This window comes from Rhizobium sp. LEGMi-198b (genome assembly GCF_054114205.1).
Map to the genome: position 1 here is coordinate 741,526 of NZ_JBSYVH010000002.1, position 20,473 is coordinate 761,998.

Annotated in this window: 21 protein-coding genes; 13 read left to right on the forward strand and 8 right to left on the reverse strand. The window is 59.4% G+C overall.

All coding sequences use genetic code 11. From position 1 onward, the window contains the following. Nucleotides 1–2: 2 nt before the first annotated feature. Nucleotides 3–398, reverse strand: a complete 396-nt coding sequence (locus tag ACXHXG_RS10235; RefSeq protein ID WP_104823931.1) for a YciI family protein — start codon at nucleotides 396–398, stop codon at nucleotides 3–5. Nucleotides 399–698: 300 nt separating this feature from the next. Here ACXHXG_RS10235 and ACXHXG_RS10240 point away from each other — a divergent pair, with 300 nt between their 5' ends. The 3 genes from ACXHXG_RS10240 to ACXHXG_RS10250 all read left to right on the forward strand — a co-directional run bounded on the left by ACXHXG_RS10240 (nucleotide 699) and on the right by ACXHXG_RS10250 (nucleotide 2,690). After that, nucleotides 699–1,076, forward strand: coding sequence for a VOC family protein (locus tag ACXHXG_RS10240; protein WP_457899204.1), 378 nt, complete (start codon nucleotides 699–701; stop codon nucleotides 1,074–1,076). 171 nt (nucleotides 1,077–1,247) lie between these two features. Next, entirely contained in the window at nucleotides 1,248–1,736 is a 489-nt protein-coding gene (locus tag ACXHXG_RS10245) for a cupin domain-containing protein (RefSeq protein ID WP_457899205.1), read from the forward strand. Between the two features lie 189 nt (nucleotides 1,737–1,925). Further along, complete coding sequence (locus tag ACXHXG_RS10250; RefSeq protein WP_104823934.1) at nucleotides 1,926–2,690, forward strand: phosphatase PAP2 family protein; 765 nt, start codon at nucleotides 1,926–1,928, stop codon at nucleotides 2,688–2,690. A 17-nt stretch (nucleotides 2,691–2,707) separates the two neighbouring features. Here the strand turns inward: ACXHXG_RS10250 and ACXHXG_RS10255 are convergent, their stop codons facing one another. Continuing rightward, a complete protein-coding gene (locus ACXHXG_RS10255) occupies nucleotides 2,708–3,118 on the reverse strand; it encodes a response regulator (RefSeq protein ID WP_457899206.1) in 411 nt (136 codons plus the stop codon). 255 nt (nucleotides 3,119–3,373) lie between these two features. Here ACXHXG_RS10255 and ACXHXG_RS10260 point away from each other — a divergent pair, with 255 nt between their 5' ends. Continuing rightward, a complete protein-coding gene (locus tag ACXHXG_RS10260; RefSeq protein ID WP_457899207.1) occupies nucleotides 3,374–5,038 on the forward strand; it encodes a phosphoethanolamine transferase in 1,665 nt (554 codons plus the stop codon). Between the two features lie 66 nt (nucleotides 5,039–5,104). Here the strand turns inward: ACXHXG_RS10260 and ACXHXG_RS10265 are convergent, their stop codons facing one another. Beyond that, nucleotides 5,105–5,482: a cupin domain-containing protein gene (locus ACXHXG_RS10265; protein WP_283046923.1), complete on the reverse strand. Its 378-nt coding sequence runs from the start codon at nucleotides 5,480–5,482 to the stop codon at nucleotides 5,105–5,107. A 205-nt stretch (nucleotides 5,483–5,687) separates the two neighbouring features. On the opposite strand from ACXHXG_RS10265, the gene ACXHXG_RS10270 reads away from it, so the two are divergent. After that, entirely contained in the window at nucleotides 5,688–6,731 is a 1,044-nt protein-coding gene (locus ACXHXG_RS10270) for an LLM class flavin-dependent oxidoreductase (protein WP_457899208.1), read from the forward strand. Nucleotides 6,732–6,769: 38 nt separating this feature from the next. Here ACXHXG_RS10270 and msrB read toward each other — a convergent pair whose 3' ends face one another. After that, nucleotides 6,770–7,258: a peptide-methionine (R)-S-oxide reductase MsrB gene (msrB, locus tag ACXHXG_RS10275; RefSeq protein ID WP_283046927.1), complete on the reverse strand. Its 489-nt coding sequence runs from the start codon at nucleotides 7,256–7,258 to the stop codon at nucleotides 6,770–6,772. A 202-nt stretch (nucleotides 7,259–7,460) separates the two neighbouring features. Here msrB and ACXHXG_RS10280 point away from each other — a divergent pair, with 202 nt between their 5' ends. The 3 genes from ACXHXG_RS10280 to ACXHXG_RS10290 all read left to right on the forward strand — a co-directional run bounded on the left by ACXHXG_RS10280 (nucleotide 7,461) and on the right by ACXHXG_RS10290 (nucleotide 9,100). Continuing rightward, nucleotides 7,461–8,216: a COG4280 domain-containing protein gene (locus ACXHXG_RS10280; RefSeq protein ID WP_283046929.1), complete on the forward strand. Its 756-nt coding sequence runs from the start codon at nucleotides 7,461–7,463 to the stop codon at nucleotides 8,214–8,216. After that, nucleotides 8,213–8,419: a hypothetical protein gene (locus ACXHXG_RS10285; protein WP_457899209.1), complete on the forward strand. Its 207-nt coding sequence runs from the start codon at nucleotides 8,213–8,215 to the stop codon at nucleotides 8,417–8,419. The genes ACXHXG_RS10280 and ACXHXG_RS10285 overlap by 4 nt, the downstream gene beginning before the upstream one ends. 99 nt (nucleotides 8,420–8,518) lie before the next feature. Then, nucleotides 8,519–9,100: a histidine phosphatase family protein gene (locus ACXHXG_RS10290; RefSeq protein WP_457899210.1), complete on the forward strand. Its 582-nt coding sequence runs from the start codon at nucleotides 8,519–8,521 to the stop codon at nucleotides 9,098–9,100. Between the two features lie 65 nt (nucleotides 9,101–9,165). Here the strand turns inward: ACXHXG_RS10290 and ACXHXG_RS10295 are convergent, their stop codons facing one another. Further along, complete coding sequence (locus ACXHXG_RS10295; RefSeq protein ID WP_457899211.1) at nucleotides 9,166–10,101, reverse strand: phytanoyl-CoA dioxygenase family protein; 936 nt, start codon at nucleotides 10,099–10,101, stop codon at nucleotides 9,166–9,168. 132 nt (nucleotides 10,102–10,233) lie between these two features. On the opposite strand from ACXHXG_RS10295, the gene ACXHXG_RS10300 reads away from it, so the two are divergent. Next, entirely contained in the window at nucleotides 10,234–11,097 is an 864-nt protein-coding gene (locus ACXHXG_RS10300) for a helix-turn-helix domain-containing protein (protein ID WP_457899212.1), read from the forward strand. 1 nt (nucleotide 11,098) lies between these two features. Here the strand turns inward: ACXHXG_RS10300 and pdxR are convergent, their stop codons facing one another. Further along, nucleotides 11,099–12,514, reverse strand: a complete 1,416-nt coding sequence (gene pdxR, locus ACXHXG_RS10305; RefSeq protein WP_457899213.1) for a MocR-like pyridoxine biosynthesis transcription factor PdxR — start codon at nucleotides 12,512–12,514, stop codon at nucleotides 11,099–11,101. A 96-nt stretch (nucleotides 12,515–12,610) separates the two neighbouring features. Here pdxR and ACXHXG_RS10310 point away from each other — a divergent pair, with 96 nt between their 5' ends. From ACXHXG_RS10310 to ACXHXG_RS10325, 4 genes are all read left to right on the forward strand, one after another. Then, the gene (locus ACXHXG_RS10310) at nucleotides 12,611–13,294 is read left to right on the forward strand and encodes a pyridoxamine 5'-phosphate oxidase family protein (RefSeq protein WP_457899214.1); all 684 of its coding nucleotides are present in this window, start codon (nucleotides 12,611–12,613) and stop codon (nucleotides 13,292–13,294) included. A 34-nt stretch (nucleotides 13,295–13,328) separates the two neighbouring features. Next, on the forward strand, nucleotides 13,329–13,994 hold the full coding sequence (locus ACXHXG_RS10315) for a GNAT family N-acetyltransferase (RefSeq protein WP_457899215.1): 666 nt from the start codon (nucleotides 13,329–13,331) through the stop codon (nucleotides 13,992–13,994). Nucleotides 13,995–14,207: 213 nt separating this feature from the next. Then, nucleotides 14,208–15,209, forward strand: coding sequence for an ornithine lipid hydroxylase OlsE (gene olsE, locus ACXHXG_RS10320; protein ID WP_457899216.1), 1,002 nt, complete (start codon nucleotides 14,208–14,210; stop codon nucleotides 15,207–15,209). 229 nt (nucleotides 15,210–15,438) lie between these two features. Further along, entirely contained in the window at nucleotides 15,439–18,762 is a 3,324-nt protein-coding gene (locus tag ACXHXG_RS10325) for a thiamine pyrophosphate-dependent enzyme (protein ID WP_457899217.1), read from the forward strand. Between the two features lie 87 nt (nucleotides 18,763–18,849). Here ACXHXG_RS10325 and olsC read toward each other — a convergent pair whose 3' ends face one another. Further along, nucleotides 18,850–19,695 carry an ornithine lipid ester-linked acyl 2-hydroxylase OlsC gene (gene olsC / locus ACXHXG_RS10330; RefSeq protein WP_457899218.1) on the reverse strand — a complete coding sequence of 282 codons (846 nt, stop codon included), beginning with the start codon at nucleotides 19,693–19,695 and terminating at the stop codon, nucleotides 18,850–18,852. 366 nt (nucleotides 19,696–20,061) lie between these two features. After that, nucleotides 20,062–20,451: a fluoride efflux transporter CrcB gene (gene crcB, locus ACXHXG_RS10335; RefSeq protein ID WP_457899219.1), complete on the reverse strand. Its 390-nt coding sequence runs from the start codon at nucleotides 20,449–20,451 to the stop codon at nucleotides 20,062–20,064. Nucleotides 20,452–20,473: the final 22 nt, after the last annotated feature.

Sequence of the window (20,473 nt, forward strand, 5' to 3'; positions counted from 1 at the left end):
CCTCACGCGACCTCGGCCGCGACCGAGTGCGCGCTGCATGGGTACATATCCGGCGTGAAAAACGGACGAACCTCGCACGTGCCCTCCCAGCCCGGCATGTGATCTATGTGGAGCTGCATGAATTCGACCGTCAGCGCCAACGCTTCCTCCTTGTTCTGAAATTCGAAGATCGCATAGCCGCCAACCACTTCCTTTGCCTCGACGAACGGGCCGTCGACGATGACGAGTTTCCCGTCCTTGATGCTGACGCGAGCCCCGGTTTCCATCGGCATAAGCCCGGCGGTGTCGATCATGCGGCCGGCCTTGGTCTCGCGATCGGCGAGCTTGCTAATGGCTTCCATGAGCTCCGGCGTCGGCATGCCGATTTGAGCGGAGGTGATGATAGACATGAAACGCATTTGACCATTCCTTTCGAGGCGAGCTGCTGGCGCCAGTGCCGCTGAATTGTCTCGCTCAATACAACGACGAAGCAGTCCTTCGAAAATCGACAGACGATTTGAAAAAAAATGCATCGAAGGCGCCTCTGGCTCAAGATCCCAAACAGGCGCCGCGCTCTTCCCCGCACTCCTCATTGACTTCGAACGGTCGTTGAAAGATGGTTGGAACCAACGCCGAAGCCATTGGATTTGAAGGGATGATATACCGTTCAGCCTTGGCAAGCATGAAGCCGCGGAAGCCGACAACAGGAGCCTGTTTTTATGTTCGATCACATCTCGATTGGTGTCAAAAGCCTGGACAGAGCGCGGCAATTCTACGACACGGCACTGGCGCCGCTCGGCTACGAGCGGCTGTCGAATTTCGAAGGCACGATCGGATATGGCGCGGAGCGGGCGCAGTTCTGGGTCATGGAGGTGGAGCGGCCGGTTCCGGCTGATCGCGGCTCCGGCCTGCATTTCTGCTTCGTCGCGCCGAGCCAGGCGGCGGTCGACGCCTTCTACGCCGCCGCGCTTGCTAATGGCGGCGAGGACAACGGCAAGCCGGGCATCCGGCCTGACTACAGCCAATTCTATTACGCAGCCTTCATCATCGATCCCGACGGTTATCGCCTCGAAGCTTACTTCCAGACCGGCGAATAATCTGCGGATAGAAATACAATAGAAGCGCCGGTCAGGCGGGCCTCGGCTAGGATTTTCCGCCGGATACAAAACAAACCCGCCTTCAATCCTGAGCTGTCCCGTGCTAGTCTCCTCGCCTTCATCCGAGAATATCAGTGCTATCCTATTGTAACCTTCACCTTGGAGGCAGACATGACGATATTCAGCAAGGCAGCTATCTCTCGGCCGGGCACTGAACGGATCGCCCGCACGCCCTTCGGCGCCCCCGTCGTCATTCATGCAACCGCCGCGGATACAAATGGCGCCATCGGCATGTGGGAAACATTCACCCCGCCTGGCCAAGGACCCGCGCCGCACACCCATACGCGCGAGATGGAGGTATTTCGCATCATTCGTGGCACATACCGCTTCCAGTGCGGCGAAGAGGAGTTCGATGCCGCTCCCGGCACCGTCGTCGCGCTGCCCCCACATGTGCGCCATAGCTGGCGCAACATCAGCGACGAAACCGGCCAGATGTTCGTCACTGTTACACCCGGCGGATGTGAACAACTTTTCATAGACATCGAAGCGACAGGCGCGGATACGCCCGAAAAGATTGCTGTCATCGAGGCAAGGCTGGGAATCGTCAACGACGAAACCGAGGCCCTCTCCGCTCGCTCCGCAAATGATCGCGCTCGGTAATCGCCGCAATCGCGGAAATCTACTGTTCATTCACCAAAAGGAGAAACCGTGGGTCGTAAGCATTTGATGTTTCAGGCTACTGTCAGGCTTCTGCCGTAGGGAATGATGGGCGAAGATCATCAGTGCGTTTCGAGGCCGACGGACCCTCGTCCCATTCCTGTATGCGATGACGGAAGACGGCGTTTCCTGATGTATGAAGATTATGTTGCCTACCCCAAACGTGCGGCGTCGTTCGGAAGGCCGCTCGCCTCGTTCCTAGCACTATCCGCACTTTGGTGTTTGCTGCTTCTTCTCTTCAACAGATTTCCCCAGATCGATCTTTCCGTCGCCGGTAGCGTCTTTACGAATGGGCCTTGCGCTTCGGCAGACCCGGTCGGCGATGTCTGCGGCATGTTTGGCTATGACAGGGATCGGCTCTTCGTCAATCTGCGCTCCATCACGCTCGTTTTGCCCTATATCGCAGTGGTCGTGCTGCTCGCCGTCATTTACTTGTCCTGGAGGAAACTCGGACCCCATTGGCGCACACCAAAAGTCAACCAGTGCGTAGCGGCACTCCTGTCACTTGCCCTCGGCTGCGGCGTCATCGTCAATCTGATCCTGAAAGCGTTCTCCGGCCGGCCGCGCCCCCGCGATACCGATCTCTTCGGTGGAGTGTTCAATTTCGTTGAGGCGGGCTCGTTTGCCGGCCAATGCCTGAAGAATTGTTCTTTCATTTCCGGAGAGTCATCATCGGCCGGATGGCTTCTCTGTCTCGTCCTGCTGCTGCCGCCGCGCTGGCGTCTTCCTCTCGGAGTGCCGCTCGCCGTCGCGTCGATCATAATGCCGACGATGCGTGTTCTGACCGGTGCCCACTATCTCTCCGATGCAGTCCTCGGTTGGCTTTTGTCGCTGGTCATCTTCGCAGCCATGTTGACCGTTTTCGAGATTTTCGGCCCCAGATCGCAGCGGCCTTGAGCGCAATGTTGCCGCGTTCAGCCGGCTTTCGGAAGAACGCTCGACCGGTGATGTCCCGATTTTCCGGCGCTTGAAGATGCTGTAGCTCTGCGGATGCGAGCGGTGAGCTCGCCAAGCCCGAACGGCTTTATAAGATAGTCCACCGCACCAATGCTCATTCCAGTCATTTGGTCCGAGAGCTGATCATAAGCGGACATGATGATCACCGGCGTCGAATCGACCTTCGTCCCCATATATCTCAGCAGTTCCAGGCCGCTTCCGTCCGGCAGGCGAAGGTCGAGGAGAATGACGCTATAAGCTCCGGCGGCGGCCGCCGTCATCGCGGACTTAAGGTCCGTCGACCAATCGACTGTCCAGCCCTCTGCAAGCAAATGATCCTGCACCGCATTGCCGATAATGGCATTGTCTTCGACCAGCAAAATCCGCACGACTTCTCCCTTGTTCGAGAAGTGAAGCTATGATCGGGATTGCTGACGGCGACCTGAAATTGGCGTGCCCAAGCGCCGAAAAGGGCGGAAAAACGGCAACGATCGTCAATCAGTTGTGCACAAACGAATGCCGTTCAGGTAAATGTCAGGAACGGTGGGCACGGTCGCGCGCTTTAAAATAGTCAAAGTTGCGCCCTATGCGCTGCGGTCTGCGGTTTCCGACTCGCTTCGCAGGAAACGCCTTGGAGAAAAACATTGAACGATAAAAACATCCGGCCTGGCCGACGAAGCATCCGGCCAGCAATCGGCAGCGTTACACTTTGTCTTTTAACCACGATTTATATCCTTCTTGTGACGAACCAGGCGTTTTGGACCAAGGCTTACGGTTATTTTATTGCGGAGCCTGTTGCGTTTGCCGCCTTCGCCGTTGGCATCTCCGCGGCCATCATGGCGCTCTTCACGTCTTTCTCCGCCAAATACCTCACGAAGCCGATCCTGATTTTCTTCGTTCTCGTGGCGGCGGTGTCCTCCTGGTTCAACGATCAGTTCGGGGTCATCATCGACAAAGAGATGATCCGCAATGCCGCGGTATCGACTGGCGCCGAGGCCGGCCACCTGATCACGCTGCGCTTTGCGATGCATGTGCTGCTGACGGGCGTTTTGCCATCTCTGGTGATTGCATGGGTACGCATCGCGCATCGCCCCCTTCTCAAGAAGCTTGCCTATAATACCGCTGTCATCCTCTCCTGCCTCACCGTCTTCGTGATCGTAGGCACCAGCTTCTACAAGACGTTCGCAGGTGTCGGCCGTGCGCACCCCGATCTCGTGGATATGCTCAATCCAGTAATGCCGATCACCAGCGCCGTGCGCTACGCCATCAACTCGCGGAAGGATTCAAGCATCGTCGCACAGCCTCTGGGGACGGATGCCCACAGGGTTGGCACGACAGATAACGGCAAGCCGCGCGTGACGATCATCGTCGCCGGCGAAACCGCGCGTGCCAAAAACTTTTCACTCAGCGGCTATGGCAAGATGACCAATCCGGAACTGGCGAAACAGAATGTCGTCTACTTCCCCAAGACCAGCAGTTGCGGGACGGCGACGGCAACCTCGATCCCTTGTCTGTTCTCCGTTTATACGCGGGAGCAATATACCCACCTGAAGGGCCTAGAGACGCAGAACCTTCTTGACGTGCTGACCCATGCGAAGGTCGACGTGAGCTGGCTGGACAACGATACAGGCAGCTATCACGTCACCGACCGCGTTCCCTACACCTATCTGCCGACATCGGCCGATCCCCGCTTCTGCAAGGATGGCGAATGCCTGGATGCAATCCTGGTGGACAAGGTCGATAACTGGCTGGACCATGTCAAAGGAGACAGCGTCCTCGTGCTGCATCAACTCGGCAGCCACGGCCCTGCCTACTACCAGCGCTATCCCGAAGAGTTCCGCCGCTTCCAGCCCGACTGCCGCGCCAATGATTTCGGCAGTTGCACGCCGGAAGAGATCACCAACGCCTACGACAATACGATCCTCTATACGGACCATATCGTTTCGACGGTGATCGATAAATTGAAGCAGCGCTCAAATTCGCTGTCCGGCGCAGTCGTGTATTTCTCCGATCACGGCGAGTCGCTTGGCGAAAACGGGATCTACCTGCACGGTACGCCCTATATCATCGCCCCTTCGGAACAGACCCATGTGCCGTTCCTGGTCTGGGTGGCCGACGATCTGGCGAAGACCGGTGGCTATGACATGGCCTGCCTCGGAAAACGCGCCGCTGACGGCACCTATTCTCACGACAACATCTTCCACAGCGTCCTCGGCCTGATGGATGTCGCGACGAAGGTCTACGACCGCAGCCTGGATGTCTTCGCCGAATGCCGCCGTTCGCCGAACAAGCTGGCGCAATTGAATTGACGGCGAGCAGCCTCGAACCCGACTTGCGGTCCCGCTAAGCCGCGATCGCAAGTCCTCCCGCACCGTTCAAAGCCGCGCCGGCTGCCGCACTGTGCGCTCATTCTCCACATTGCCGGTATTGAGCGTCGTGTTCCGCTCCAGCAGCAGAACCTCGCATGTCGGCTCCGCCGTGGGGCAATGTTCGACGCCGTGCGGCACGATGATGTATTCGCCGGGGCCGAGGATAATATCGCCGCCATTCTCCTCGCGCAGCTTCATGCGAAGCGTGCCCTTGATAACGAGGAACAACTCGTCCTCCTCCTCGTGATGATGCCAATGAAAGGCGCCTTCGAGTTTGACGAGTTTGATCTGAAAGTCGTTGATGTCGCCACCGATCCGCGGGATCCAGGGCTCGTTGAACGCCGCAAAGGCTTTCGTGAGATTGATTTTCTTCAGCTCTGACATGCGCCTCCTCCTTTTCCCTCCAACGATCGAATGCCGGCCGGGACACTATCGACGGCGGCCCGGCCAAACGCAACGCCACCACACTACCACCGGGACCATATCGAATTCTTCGAACGGAATCGCCGAAACTTTGCAGATGGTTCGCGCGGGGGAACGGGGGTAAAGGCCTCCCCTAATGGAATTGCTATAGGCGACGGAAAAAATCATGACGGCAAACACTGTCGAATTCGGGCTCGATACTTTCGGCGACGTGACCCAAGACGAAGGTGGAACACTGGAATCCCACGCACAGGTCATCCGTAATGTGATTGAGGAAGGCGTGTTCGCGGACCAGCTCGGGGTCGATTTCTTCGGCATCGGCGAGCATCATCGTCAGGATTTCGCCGTCTCCTCGCCGGAAACGGTGCTTGCCGCGATTGCCGGCCGTACATCGCGTATCCGCCTTGGCTCCGCAGTCACGGTTTTGAGCTCAGACGATCCTATCCGCGTCTTCCAGCGTTTTTCCAGCCTGGATGCGGCCTCGAGCGGGCGCGCCGAGGTGATCCTCGGCCGCGGTTCGTTCACCGAATCCTTCCCGCTCTTCGGTTTCGAGCTGTCGCAATATGAAAAACTGTTCGAGGAAAAGCTCGATCTTTTCGCCGCCCTCCTCTCCAATGAACCGGTCACCTGGAAGGGAACGACCCGCCCGCCGCTCAGCAATCAAGGCGTCTTCCCGACGATCGAGAAGGGTCATCTGAGGACATGGATCGGCGTCGGCGGCAGCCCGGCTTCGGTCGTCCGCGCCGCGCAATATAATCTGCCGCTGATGCTGGCGATCATCGGCGGCAGCCCCTACCGCTTCCAACCCTATATCGATCTTTATCACAGGGCGTTCGCGCAATTGGGCGGCACGGTTCAGCGGATCGGCATCCATTCGCCGGGTTATATTGCCGATACGGATGATCAGGCCCGCGAAGAACTCTGGCCGAGCTACAAGGCGATGCGCGATCGCATCGGCCGCGAGCGCGGCTGGCCGCCGATGACGCGCAACGAATTCGATAGCGAGATCGAAAGCGGTTCGCTCTATGTCGGCTCGCCCGAAACGGTCGCCGCCAAGCTCGCACCGGTCATCAAGACGCTCGGCATCAGCCGCTTCCAGTTGAAATACAGCGCCGGCATGCTCAGCCACAGCAAACTGATGCATTGCATCGAACTTTATGGCCAGAAAGTTATCCCCGCGGTGCGAGCGGCGATAAGCAACGAGAGCTGAGATCCAGCTTTTTCAGCGGAAGGCTCGCCCTTCGGCGATCAGGCCGAAATCTCGTGGAATGTCATGGCAACGCCGTTCATGCAGTAGCGCAAGCCTGTCGGCTTTGGCCCGTCCGGAAAGACATGGCCGAGATGGCCGCCGCAGCGGCTGCAATGCACAGCCGTACGCGCCATGCCGAAGGAATGGTCCTCAGTCGTTCCGACTGCACCGTCGATCGGCGCCCAAAAGCTCGGCCAGCCGGTGCCGCTGTCAAACTTCGTGCTTGAAGAGAAAACATCCTGCTGGCAGCCGGCACAGGCGAAATTGCCCTTGCGCTCCTCATGCAGCAGCGGGCTGGAAAAAGGATATTCCGTCCCCTCCTCGCGCAGCACGGCATATTGGTCCGGCGTCAGCAGCTTGTGCCATTCTTCGTCAGTGTGGGTAACGGGAAATTTCTCGCCCGCAACGGCCGGGCCTGATGCCAAGCCAAGACGGGCCGCAACCGCCCCGAGGCCAGCGGCGATGAGGAGAAGTCGTCTGTTCAACATGTCTGGAACTCCCATCGAAGGGACGATCACCTGTCCCGCAAAATATACGGCGCTGGCGCGGATTTTGTTACATATCTGCGCGTGAAGCACCGAAACGTGATCATGAATGTGACTTTCGGCATCGTCTTATCCGAAAAATTCGAGCGGCTATCGGATAAGATCATGCAAAATCGACAGCTATCCGTTGCCCAGGATTCACTGCATGAACAGTCTCACACCGATCCTTTCCACCATAACGGCGTCCTTCCTCGGCTCTTTCGTCGAGGTCGTGGAAGCTTTCACCATCGTCCTTGCCGTCGGCGTCACACGGAGCTGGCGTCCGGCGCTGACGGGTGCAGCTCTCGCGCTTGCGGTGCTTGCAGCCCTCGTCCTCATCTTCGGGCCGCTGTTGGCGCTGGTGCCGATTACCACACTGCAATTCGTTGTCGGCGTTCTCCTGATCCTGTTCGGCATGCGCTGGCTGCGCAAAGCCATTCTGCGCTCACTCGGCGTAATAGCCCTGCATGATGAGGAAGCAGCCTTCTCCAAGGAAACAGCGGCGCTCCGGCAACAATCCGAGGACCTGCGCGCCGATTATCTCGCCGGCCTTGCTTCGTTCAAGGCGGTGCTGTTGGAAGGCGTCGAGGTGGTCTTCATCGTCATCGCCGTCGGCGGTGCCCATGGCCTGACGCTCTTTGCCGGCCTCGGCGCTCTGGCCGCGTTCATCCTGGTGATGCTGATCGGTCTGCTGGTCCATCGCCCGCTCGCGACAGTGCCGGAAAACACGCTCAAATTCATCGTCGGGCTGATGCTGACCAGCTTCGGCATTTTCTGGACCGGCGAAGGCATCGGCGCGGATTGGCCGGGCGAAGACCTTGCACTTATCGCCATCTTCGCAATTGTTGCCCTGGCGTCCTTCGCCATCATCCGCAGCCTGCGCGGCTCTATCGGCAAAACCACAGCAAAGGCAGTCCAATGAACATTATCCGCATCGCCCTATCCGAACTTATCGGCATGTTCATCGACGACGGCAGCCTCGCGGCCTTTTCCTTGATCCTGGTGATCGTGGTCGCCGGCGCGGTCAAGCTTCTCGCATTGCCGCCGCTCATCGGCGGCCTGCTTCTGCTGCTGGGCTGCCTTGCCATCCTCCTATACAGCGTTCGCCGCGCCGTGAAACGATGACATGACTATTCCTCTGCGGGTACCGGCATGCTCCCTCGACAGAGGGTCTCGCAGATGCGAAGAATTACGGGAATTTCAGCGCGATCGAGAGGCGTTCAGATGAGCAGCGCGTATCCGGAAATCTATCTGGTTCGGCATGGACAGACGGAATGGAGCCTCTCCGGCCGGCACACGGGGCGAACCGATATCCCCCTCACCCCCGCCGGTGAAGAAGCCGCCCGCAAGGTGGCTGGCCGCCTGCCCGCCATCGATTTCGCTGCCGTTTGGTCGAGCCCGTCTGAGCGTGCCAAAAGCACCAGCACGCTCGCCGGCTTCGGCGATGCCCGTGTCGTCAAGGACGATCTGGCGGAGTGGAATTATGGCGCCTATGAAGGCGTCACCACCAAGGAAATTCTGGCTCAGCGCCCCGGCTGGCAGCTCTTTCGCGACGGATGCCCCGATGGCGAAACGGCAGCCGATGTCGGCGCAAGAGCCGACCGGATTATCAGCGAGCTGCGGCAGTTGAACGGCAACGTCCTGATCTTCTCCAGCGCACATTTCCTGAGGGTCTTCGCCGCCCGCTGGCTCGGCCTTCAGCCGCAAGGCGGCGCACATTTCGTGCTCGACACCGCCAGCATCAGCATTCTCGGCTATGAACACGATCTGAGCGAACCGGTCATCCGCCGCTGGAACCAGGTTTAACGGGACGTCGATCGATAGACATCGAGCGGCAATAGGGCCGCTCGATCAAAGCTCCGCGACCACCCTTACCAGGCAGTCAGCCCCAGCAGCTTTTCGCCCAACGGCGTCAAAACGGCTGTCTCGGCATTGTGTTTTTCCCACTCCCGGGGATCACCGGGAAACGCGTCACGCATCGGATGATCGCGCTCGCGCCACAAGCGGATGCGTTCTTCACGCTCGGCAACATTGCCGAACTCGGCCGGATGCATCGAAATATACTGCGCCATGCGGACGCGGTTTTCCGCGTGGTTTGGGCGGACTCCGTGAGCAAGCAATGAATTGAAGATCATCAGATCACCCGGCTCCATGTCGATGTTGACGACCGAAAGGCCGGCCATGTCGGGGTGCATGGGGTCCCGATCCGCAGGCTGGGTTTTTTCCCATTCCTCAAAGTGCTCGAACAGTTCCGGCACGCACTGAAAACCCCCGACATCACCGTCCTGCTTCTTCAGGCTCAAGACGCCCTGAACCCCTATTGGCAGAGGGCGAAGGGACGTGTCGACGTCCCAGTGAATGAAGCCGTTCGGATTGCCTTTGATCTTCTTCGGCGGATTGAGATTGGCGCGATCGATCGTCACCCACAGGTCTTCGCGGTCCCAAATATCGACGAAGGCGCCATAGATGCGCGGCTCCATGCGATTGTCCCAAAGGTACTGGTGATTGTAGATCTCCAGCATGCCGGTGTTGTTGAGCTCCTTCATCTTGTGCTCGCGGCGCTGCGGCGCATACCAGGTCGATGGATCATTCGGGTCCTTCTCGTCGAAGGTCCAAAGCACCTCTGCAAGCCGCTCGACATTTGCCGGGGGGACAGCCTGCCGCACAATCACATAACCCTTGGTGATCCAATGCTGCCAGTCTTGTTGCGAGAGAACCCGCAGCGGCAATGTCTTCCTTATGTCCTTCAATTGCGTCGTGGCCGAAGAAGCGGTTGGATGCGCGTCGCGTTTCAAACCTTGCTGCATATACGTCTCCCATCTGGTTATCCCTGTCACATCAGGCGATGCTCGAGCAATAATGGGATGTCGGCAGTCCGTGTTGCTTGGTCCTGGCTTTTTCTGATACTATTCTGGCTTCTGTACTCTAGTTGACGCCCGATGAGACCCTATCTTGAGATATTGCCGCAGTCGCCGGAAACGTCGTGGAGCATGCTCAACCGGCGGCTCGACGATGTCATTCCCTTTCAATGGCATCATCATCCCGAATTCGAACTCACGCTCACGCTGAACTCGATCGGTCAGCGTTTCATCGGTGACCATAGCGGCGACTATGGCGACGGCGATCTCGTGCTCGTCGGACCCAACCTTCCGCATACATGGGCCTCACGCGCAAAGATCGATGAGCATAAGCCGCATGTCGCCCTTGTCTTTTGGTTCCATCGCGAATGGCTGTTGCAGATATCAGGCGGTGCCGTCGAATTTCGGCCGATCGAGGCGCTGGCAATGCGAGCCGATAACGGCTTGCAATTTTCGAAAGAGATCGCCGCGGCGGTACGGCTGGAATTCGAAGCAGTCTTTGAAAAACCGCCTGTCGAACGGCTGCTGTCGCTGTTGAGCATCCTTGTCACCATTGCCGGCGACAGGCAGGCGATGCCGCTTGCGAGCGCACCAGGCCAATCGCAGGAACTGAGGGAGAGCCGGGAACGCATCGACCGTGTTCTGACACACATGCATCTCAACTATGCGCGCGCCATCAGCCTGGACGAATTGGCCGATATCGCCGCGCTCAGCGTTTCCGGTCTACATCGGATGTTTCGCCGCCACACCGGCACCGCCATTTCCGACTACCTCATGCGTATGCGCATTGGCGACGCCTGTGCTCGCCTCTCCTCCACCAATCAAGCGGTCCATCATATCAGCGATGCCGTCGGCTATAATTCAATCGCCAATTTCAACAGGCAGTTCAAAACCCTGAAAGGCATGACGCCACGGGAGTACAGAAGATTGTTCGTCAGACGGTGACTCAGGGAACTCGAAGCAGCGCGGCAATCCTTGCCGCCGCGGCGTCCGCAGCCTCGGGCGCCATGCGTGCTATGCCGAACAGCAGTCCCGATCGCGGAGGGCCAAGATGCAGCGCGGACATGGAGCGAAGCGCAAAGCCCTGAGCGTTGATCCTCTGTAAGGTCGCCCGGTCATCCGTGCTGGCGTTGCGGAACCATGTCGCCAGTTGCAGCCCGCCGGTGCCCTCGCCGACATCGAGCCAATCTCCGCAATGACGGCGCAACGCGGAAACAGCCGCTGCCATACGCGCGGCATAGATCGCGTTCATGTGCCTCAGATGCGCGCGAAAACGGCCTTCGCGGATAAAATCGGCAAGCGCCGCCTGGATGTGGATCGGCACGACGGCCCCTCTCAGCCGCTGCGCCGCCGCGGTCTTGGAGACAAGCCAGGACGGCACGACTGCGTAGGCGACGCGCAGGCCGGGAACGAGCGTCTTCGAGAAAGTGCCGAGATAGGCTACCACTTCGCCGCGATCGATGCCCTGCAGCGCGGCGATCGGACGGGAGGCATATTGGAATTCGCTGTCATAATCGTCCTCCAGCACCACTGAACCATTGGCGCGGGCGAATTCCAACAGCGCCAAGCGGCGCGGCAGGCTCATCGTCACACCGGTCGGATATTGATGCGAGGGCGTGACATAGATCAGCCGTGGCGGCGGACCGGCGGCTCTCGCGACATCGATGCCCGCCTGGTCGCATGGCACCGGCACAAGGTCCGCGCCCGCCATTCGCAGCAATGCCTGCGCCGTCTCATAACCCGGTTCCTCCATCCAGGCGACGGTTCCAAGCCGGCGATCGGGCTGCAGCAGGACACGTGCCAGCAGATCGATGGCAGCTCCGGTAGAGGGAACGATGAGGAGTTGTTCGGGGCGGGCAGTCACACCGCGCGTGGCGGAGATATGATCGAGGATGGCCTCACGCAGCTCGCGAATGCCGCTGTGAGCGCCGTAGCCGAGATCATGCACCCGCAGCGAGCGACCGCGAGCGCCGAGGCATCGCGCCCAGGCGGCGTGCGGAAAAGCTGAGACATCCGGCACACCCGGCTCGAACAGGCCGCCCGCGGCACTCTCGGTCATCGGCATCGGACTGAGCGGCGTCGACGCAGCTTGCCCTTGCAGAGGCGGTGTCGTGAATGCGGCGACGCGGGTCGCGGCACCCGTCGCCGATTGCAGATAGCCCTCCGCTTTCAGCCGCTCATAGGCGTTGACCACGGTGGAGCGCGCAACACCGAGCGAAATCGCCAGCATTCGCGTCGACGGCAGCCGCTGTCCCGGCGGCATCTGCCCCTGGAGAATGCGATCGCGCATCACACGATATACCTGGCCTTCCAGGTCGCCCGCCACCCGATCGAGCGCCGGCCATTGTGCAATCGCTGCCATGACATCTCCAACTGGTCTGCGAGAAATACAAAAACTGGCTATTTATAACCTACCTCTTTGGCAGCATAGATTAAAGATGATACCAGTGAGGAAACGATGGCTGACCTTTACCCGCCCCAAGCTGACGACTATCCGACCACCGAACGCTCGCGCGTGCGGCGCGAACATCATCGCGGCAGCCATGCCCGCACGGATGTCCATGCCATTCTGGATGCATCACCCCTCTGTCACGTCGGCTATGTCATCAATGGTGCGCCCTATGTGACGCCGACGCTGCATTGGCGCGAGGGCGACCATGTCTATTGGCACGGTTCGGCGGCAAGCCGCTTTCTGCGCGCGGCTGAGGATATGCCTGTCTGCCTCACCTGCAGCCTCATGGATGGTTATGTGCTTGCCCGTTCCGCCTTCAACCACTCGGTCAACTACCGTTCCGCCATGGTTTTCGGCACGGCCCGCCTTCTCGAGGATGTCGAGGAGAAGGCCGATGCGCTCCGCCGCTTCATCGAAAATCTGTTCCCCGGCCGCTGGGACGGCCTGCGACCGATGACCCGCCAGGAGGTGAAAGCGACATCGGTCCTGAGGATGGAAATAGACGAGGCGACGGCCAAGGTCCGTAACGGCCCGCCAGGCGATATTGACGAGGCGGATTTCCCCGTCTGGGCGGGCGTCCTGCCGGTGCGAAGCCATCTGGCTCCGGCGGAAGCGGCACCGGGATTGCCGCATGGGATAGAGCTACCCGAACCGCTGGCGGCACTGATACAATCGGGCCGGATTCGATAAGTTATTTTCAGACTTGATACCAAAGGACTTCGACATGGACCTTGCGAATTGGAATGGCGTGCCGCGCCCGGAACGGATCACTTTGGAAGGCCGCTATGTCCGGCTGGAGCCGCTCGACCCGGCGCGCCATGGCGCTGATCTCTGCGCCTCGGCGCAAGCGCCCGGTGCCGAAGATCGCTTCCGCTATCTCTTCGAGAATGCACCGGCCGATCTCGCCACCTTCACGCCATGGCTCGAAAAGGCCGCTTCCGGCACCGACCCGCTGTTTTTCGCCACCATCGATAAGCGGACCGGCAAGGCCGAAGGCCGCCAGGCGCTGATGCGCATCGATCCCGTACATGGCGTCATCGAAATCGGCAGCATCCTCTGGGGGCCGGCGATCGCGCGCAGCCGCGTCACCACCGAAACGCTCTATCTCTTCGCTTCCTACGTCTTCGATACGCTCGGCTATCGCCGTTTCGAGTGGAAATGCAACAATCTCAACGAGCCATCGAAGCGCGCTGCGGAGCGTTTCGGCTTCACCTTCGAAGGCATCTTCCGCCAGCATATGGTCGCCAAGGGCACGAACCGGGACACCGCCTGGTTCGCGATGATCGACGCCGATTGGCCGCGCCTGAAGGCCGGCTACGAGAGATGGCTGTCTCCTGAGAATTTCGACGAGGCCGGGCAGCAGAAGAGCAGGCTGACGTTCGACCGCTGATCGCGCACCCGGCGGTCGCTCCGATTCGAGAGATGACCGCCGGCCACATCGGCCTTGTCAGACCGCCCGGAACGCGTTCTGCAACATGAGAGAAACGCAAACGCTTCCGACGAACTCAAGATTTCGCTTCCTCGCCCACAATCATCGCGGTACATATCGCGCATATTTTAAGCGCCACCCCACCCCGATCGATTAGAATCCGAGGATAATGGCATGACATTTCAAAACAGTTCGCGTCTCTACGCTGCTGTTTCATCCTTGTTGTGGCCGGCGATCTTTTGCGCCGGACTGACAGGCTCCTATTTTGCGTTTCAGTCGCCGATGCGGCTCCTTTGGTTCAATGTCGTCTACCTCTCCATCGTCGCGACGATTGCGCTTTTCGAGCGGCTTATGCCCTATGAGGAGACCTGGCTGGAACGCGACGGCGAGACGATCAGCAATATCGCGCACACGCTTTTGAGCAAAGGCAGCGTGCAGATCGCAGCAGCCATTGGCACGTCATTTCCAATGGCGGTGGCGACGGTGGCGCAACCTCTCCTGAGCCATCAGGCCCATATCTGGCCGGAGCAATGGCCGCTGGCCCTGCAGGTCGTGCTGGGGTTGATCATCGCCGAATTCGGCCTCTATGCCGCCCATCGCCTTGCGCATGAGTACCTGTCCCTTTGGCGGTTCCATGCCCTGCATCACAGCGTCGAGCGGTTGTGGGTCATCAATACCGGGCGTTTCCACATCATTGATTCGCTGTTCAAGATCGCGCTCGGCCAGATCCCGCTCTATCTCTTGGGTGCGCCGCTGCCGGTTTTCCTGTGGATTGGCGCGGTGACGGCGTTTATCGGCCTCCTCACCCATTGCAACATCGACGTGCGCACCGGCCCGCTCGACTGGTTCCTCTCGACGCCGCGCCTGCACCGCTGGCATCACTCGAAACTGCTTTCCGAGGGCAACACCAATTACGGCGAAAACCTCGTGATCTGGGACCAGATTCTCGGCACCTACTACAATCCGCCGCGCCCCTCCTCCACCGACATCGGCATCAGCGGCAAGGTTGCCAAGGGCTTCCTTGCCCAGCTCGTGCAGCCCTTCTCCACCAAGGGACGTAGGCAGATCATCGGGAAAAAGCCGAAGGAGCTGGTGGCCAAGGAAAAGCTGGCAGCAAGGAAGGCCTCCGTTCGTAAGCAAGCCGACGAGCCGATCCGAAAACGGGCTGAAGGATGATGATGAACGGCATCCGTCGGTTGGTGTCGAAGCGCGCTGGCAATGGCCGGAAGGCATAGACTTTTTTCATCGAAACCGGCCCCGCCAAATGCCAGGATGCAACCAGTGCTCGGAAACCTATTTCAAACCGAGAAGATATTGTCATCTAACGTGTATTGAAAAAGATACCCCAGGGCGTTACCTATCCGACGCAAATTGATGGTCATGACAGATTAGGAAAATCATTGAAATGGAAGGGAGATTTACCCCAGATCATCTCAAGCAACTTCATAGAATATTTTTCACATCGCGTGAAATAGACCGGCTTGAACGAGAATTCATCAAGCAAGGCATAGCACATTTTCACGTTTCTGGTGCCGGACATGAGTCGACGGCGCTGCTCAATGAATTCCTCCATGATGACGATTGGTTGCATCTGCATTATCGCGACAAAGCCTTGATGCTGGCGCGCGGCATGCCCATTCGTGAGTTTTTCTCCAGCCTTCTCGCCACGGCCAATTCCCATTCCGCCGGCCGGCAGATGAGCGCGCATCTTTCCTCCCGCGCTCTCAACATCACCTCCATCGTCGGCCCCGTCGGCAATAATGCATTGCATGCCGTCGGCGTTGGCGCCGCGCTGAAACACAAGTCCGGCATGCCGATTGCCGTTTGTTGCGTCGGTGACGGCACCACGCAGCAGGGCGAATTCGTCGAAGCCGTGGCCGAAGCCGTCCGCAGCCAATATCCCGTCGTCTTCATTGTCGAAGACAATAGTTTTTCCATCTCGACACGCACGACCAAGCAAACCTTCTTCGACCTACCGACCGGGCCCGCCTCTTCTTTCTACGGCCTCGATATCATCCGTGCCGATGGCGACGATCTGCAGGCATCGCGCGAAGCTTTCCGCAAAGCCGTCCGCCACAGCCGCAACAACCGCACGCCGAGCCTGGTGATCCTCAACGTCGAGCGCCTATCCGACCATACCAACGCCGACGACCAGAAAACCTATCGCACCCAGGATGAGATCGAGACCGGCTCCGTCCGCGATCCGCTGGTCAATCTGCGTGCCGCCCTGCTGAAGGCAGGTGTCGATGCCGATGCGCTGGAAAAGATCGAGAGGGACCTGACTGCCGAGGTGCAGGCCGAAGCAGCCCTTGCCCGCAAGGAAGATGCGCCGCATGTCGAGCCGGAGGCGAAAGCGCCCTACCCGGCTTCGTTCGACAAAACCCCCGAATACCGCGGCGGCAAGAGCGCGGTCACCCTAACCATGCGCGAAGCGCTGAACGGCGTGCTCGACAAGCAGCTTGCCGACAATCCCGATGTCGTCCTCTTCGGCCAGGACATCGAAGATCCCAAGGGCGATGTTTTTGGCGTCACCCGCGGCCTCAGCACGAAATATCCCGAGCGGGTGCGCAATGCGGCGCTCAGCGAATCCACCATTGTCGGCACTGCTGTCGGCCGTGCGCTTGCCGGCGAGCGGCCGGTTGCCTTCCTCCAATTCGCCGATTTCCTGCCGCTCGCCTATAACCAGATCGTCTCGGAGATGGGCAGCATGTACTGGCGCACCCAAGGCGCCTGGGAATCGCCCGTCATCCTGATGGTGAGCTGCGGCGGCTATAAGCCGGGCCTCGGCCCGTTTCATGCGCAGAGCTTCGAAAGCATGCTGGCGCATACGCCGGGCATCGACGTCGTCATGCCCTCCAGCGCCGGCGATGCCGCTGGCCTGCTCAACGCCGCCTTCGAGTCACGCCGCCCGACCGTCTTCCTTTACCCCAAGGCGGTGCTCAACAATTCCGACGGCCGCACATCCACCGATCTCGACACGCATTTCGTCCGCCCCGGCCTGTCGCGCTATGTCGCCCGCGGCCGCGACCTGACGCTGGTCACTTACGGCAACACGGTTTCGCTCTGTGCCAAGGCGGCAAGCGCCTTTGAAGCCCAGGGTTTTTCGGTGGAAGTCATCGACCTTCGCTCGATCTCACCCTGGGACGAGAAGGAAGTGCTCGCCAGCGCCAAGCGCACCCGTCGCCTGATCGTGGTGCACGAAGACAATCGCACGGTCGGCATGGGCGCCGAAGTCGTCGCGACCGTCACCGAGAAAACCGACGTGCCCGTCATCGTCCGTCGGCTTGCCCGCTCGGATGCGCATGTACCCTTCAATTTCCGCAATCAGTTGGAAACGCTGCCGTCCTACAGCAAGCTGGTCGATCTGATGGCCGAGGTTCTCGAATGCGAGGTCACCTGGCATGAAGAGGACAAGTCCGGCCCGACCGCAGCCATCAAGGCTATCGGCTCCGGCCCGGCCGATGAAAGCGTGCTGGTGACCGATCTCCTGGTCAAGCCCGGCGATACGATCGAGGTTGGCCAGCTCGTCGCCGTGGTCGAGGCAACCAAGGCTTCGGTTGAAATCTGCGCCAATATCGGCGGCGTTGTTCAGGAGGTTTTCGCCAAGATCGGCGATCAGATCGCCACCGACAGCGCGCTTTTGACCGTTGATGCCAACCGTGACCTGAGCGAGCGCAACTTCGCGCTCGCCTCTGAGACGCATAATAAATTCGTTCTGCGCCGGCTGAAGTCGCATTCGATCCCCGCGCTGCGCCGCCATTCCGGCAACTTCACCGAAATCGCCGTCAGCGGCATGGGCTTTGCGACCGGCGCTCGCCGCGTCAGCAATGAAGATATCATCCACAATTGGCCGAACCGGCGCGCCGAGGAAATCTTTGCCCTGACCGGCATCAAGAGCCGCTTCTGGGTCGGCCCCGACGAAGGCACGTTGAGCCTCGCGACCAAGGCTGTCCGCGATCTCCTGCGCCAGACCAATATGACGATCCACGATATGGATCTCGTCATTGCCGCCACCGGCACACCCGATATCGCCACGCCGTCGCTCGCAAGCCGCGTTGCGGTTGCCGTTGCCGAAGACGGCGTGCGGCCGTCGCTTGCCGCTTATGACATGGGAGCCGCCTGCTCCGGCTATCTCTACGCTTTGCAGCAGGCCTACGATTTCATCGCCCAGCAGAACGATGCCAAGGTGCTGATCGTCACCTCGGAAGTGCTGTCGCCGCTGCTCGACATGAACGATTTTTCCACCGCCATCCTGTTCGGTGATGCCGCCACGGCTTGTCTCGTCACCAGCCGCGACATGGCGCGCAATCCGCTGTTTGCCGCGAGCCGTCCGGTCATCAGCGGCCGTCCGGAGCCGGGTGACCTTCTCTACGTGCCGTTGCCGGACGAAGGCGTCATTTCGATGAACGGTCGCTCGGTCTTCACCGAGGCCGTGCATTCCATGTCGCGCTCGATCGAGGACGCTTGCGTCGATGCCGGGCTTGAGCTCGCCAATCTCGATCTTCTGGTGCCGCATCAGGCGAACCAACGCATCATCGACACCATTGCCAAGCGCAGTGGCCGGCCGGCACTCAGCGTCATCGAGACCTACGGCAACACCAGCTCGTCGAGCATCCCGCTCGCCATGATGCATGTGGCCAATGAACGCTCTGAGCCACTCAACCTCGGCCTCGTCGCCTTCGGCGGCGGCATGACGTCGGGCGCAGCCATCGTGCGCACGATAAAATAACTGTAACCGGCTTCAGACCGACCAAAACAACCCCCCGGAATCCTCTTAGGATCCGGGGTTTTCTGTAAGATCTATACGCGCTGTAACCTATGCCTTCGGGCGATTTCTCAGCGCCTCGGCTTCGGCATAGAACTTCTTTTCCCATTCTTTGTGATTGTCGAGGCCTTCGCGGATGAAGGGCGTGAAGATCGCCAGGTTCATCAGCGCCCAGTTGACAATGCGGGCCGGGAATTTCAGCGGCTTGACGAAATCGACGAAGAGCACCACGCGGGTCTTGTCGGTGTGGTTCCAGGCCTCGTGCTCATAGGCATCGTCGAAGATCAGCGCCTTGCCTTCCTGCCAGTGGCAAACCTGCTTGTCGACACGGATGGCAAGTTTGTCGTTCGGCTCCGGCACGATGAGGCCGACATGCAGGCGCAGCACACCATTGTAAGGGCCGCGATGAGCTGGAAGATGCTTGCCTGGCTCGAAGATCGAGAACATCGCCGTTTTCAGGCCCGGAATTTTCTGCACGGCCGCCCAGGTATTCGGGCAGGCCTTGATGTTCTGCTCGGATTTCACGCCGAAACCAAGAAGGAAGAAAGTCTTCCAGCGGCTATCCGTCGAAATGGTCTTCACATCGGTGGAGATGTCCTGAAAGGTCGGCAGTTCGCTCTGTCGCTGCAGCACTTTTTCCAGCTCGGCGCGGATCGCGGGAAAATCCTTCTCGATCTCGGCCGCCCAGGGAAAGGTCGCATTGTCATAGACCGGCGGATTGCCGAGTTTGGCGTATTTTAGATTGAGGCTTTCGGCCCAGGCGACGATGCTCATGAAAAAGCGCGTCATTGCGCTGGGGCGATCCATCGGCGCGATGCCGGCCGTGCCGAAGGTTTGCTCCGGAGCACGCGGCTCAGTGGTTGTGGGAGCTGGTACGCTCAAAGTGCTCTCCGTCATGTCTGTCTAATAGGGGCTATATTGGGAGGGAGGGAATCTTGTCTCAGAGGAAGTTGCGTGGAAATCTTGGGAGGGCGATAGGTCCGACAATTGCAGCCTTTGTCTGGCCCATCCTTGATCGGCGCGCGACTCCTTTGTTATGCAACGATCATAATAGGCGATTATATGAGTTCGTTAGTCGAATTTCGCAAGGGAAACCGTTCGTGAGAGCGGCGTCTTGTCGTGCGATGAAATCCCAACGAATTCTCCGAAATGCTGCGCTGCGGAATCGGCAAAAATGCGGCCGGCAGCGACGCCTTTTGCCGCAGGTAACTTCACATTTTCGATAGCCGCGCCTTATCGAGCGTTCACCCCTAAGCGAATAGTTTATGCCGTCTGGCTTTGCGCGAGCAGCCGAATAATCATGAGCCCGGCCACCAATGCGCCCAATGACAAGGCGACCGAAAGCGTGACATAGATCAATGACGTCGCCCATTGGCCCCGGTCCCAGAGCGCGACCGCATCCAATGAAAAGGTCGAGAATGTCGTGAAGCCGCCAAGGATACCTGTGGTCAGAAAGAGCCGAAACTCCTGCGACAGGCCGCTGCGGAGAATGAAATATTCGGTCAGCAGGCCCATGATCAACGAGCCGACAACATTGACCGCGAGAGTTCCGAATGGAAAGCCAAGGCCAAACAAACGGATGGTCGCCTGATTGACACCGAGACGAAAGGCGCCGCCCAATCCAGCGCCAAGGAAGACGATCAGATAGTTCATGAAACTCCCCTGGTAAAAATTA